This window comes from Streptomyces sp. NPDC006544 (assembly GCF_040611715.1).
Classification (GTDB): Bacteria; Actinomycetota; Actinomycetes; order Streptomycetales; family Streptomycetaceae; genus Streptomyces.
In genome coordinates, this window is the sequence record NZ_JBEXOV010000243.1 from 1 (window position 1) to 1,003 (window position 1,003).

Sequence of the window (1,003 nt, forward strand, 5' to 3'; positions counted from 1 at the left end):
CGGGGGGCCTTTTACGTGGGGTTTACGGGTGTGTCAAGTCCCGAGTTTCCGGAACGTGACCGGGTCGGGGGCGGCGGGGCTTACTGGTGATGCGGGCCTCACCGAACAGGAAACGAGGCACCGCGGCAGGGACGGAAGGCCTCTTCTCCAGGGGATTTCCTCCCCTCGCCGCAATCACCGCACCGCCTCGATTCCCCGGGGCACCTCGTTCTCGATTCTTAGGAGAAGGTCATGATCCGTAAGACGCGCAGCAGCAACGTGGTCCGCCCCAACCGTCGTGGTGTCCGGTTCGCGACTCTGTTCGCCTCGGCCGCGGTGATCTCGGCGGGGGTCGTCGTTCCGGCTTCCATGGCCTCGGCGGCTCCGATGCCCGCTCACGTGGCGTCCGCTTTCCCGAGCGCCGGCGGTGCCGGCGGGGACGGCGGCGCCGGCGGCGGCGGCCTCATCGGTGGCGGCGGCGGCTCCGGCGGCTCCGGCGGCGGCAGTGTCCTGGGCGTCGGCGGCGCCGGCGGCAACGGCGGCAAGGGCGGCACCGGTGTCCTGGTCGGCGGCGGTGGCGGCGGGGGCGGTGGCGGCGGTGAAGGCGTCGTCGGCGGCAACGGCGGCAAGGGCGGCGACGGCGGCGGCGGTCTCTTCGGCGGCAACGCCGGAAATGGCGGCGGCGGCGGTGACGGCACCCTGATCGGCGGAAACGGCGGCAAGGGCGGAAAGGGCGGCTTCGGTGTCTTCCAGGGCGGCAACGGCGGAAAGGGCGGCAAGGGCGGCTTCGGTGGCCTCCTCGGCGGCGTGGGCGGCGGTGGCGGCGCCGGCGGCATCAGCATCTTCTGATCGCTGAAAGAGCCCGCCTCCACGGGGTGGAGGCCCACCGGCCTCCACCCCCCCACCCCCACCCCACCCCACCTCTCCGTCCGGCCCTGTCGGGCCACGCGTACCGGTCACCCCGCATGATCACGGAAATTGGAGAAGTCCCATGTTCACCAGCTCCTGGCAGCGTCCGCTCCTC

1 protein-coding gene is annotated in these 1,003 nt (G+C 72.7%); it reads left to right on the top strand.

Annotation, left to right across the window (positions count from 1 at the left end; translation table 11 throughout):
• The first annotated feature begins 231 nt into the window (after positions 1-231).
• Positions 232-828: a hypothetical protein gene (locus ABZY44_RS37820; protein WP_356662097.1), complete on the top strand. Its 597-nt coding sequence runs from the start codon at positions 232-234 to the stop codon at positions 826-828.
• The last annotated feature ends 175 nt before the right edge of the window (positions 829-1,003 follow it).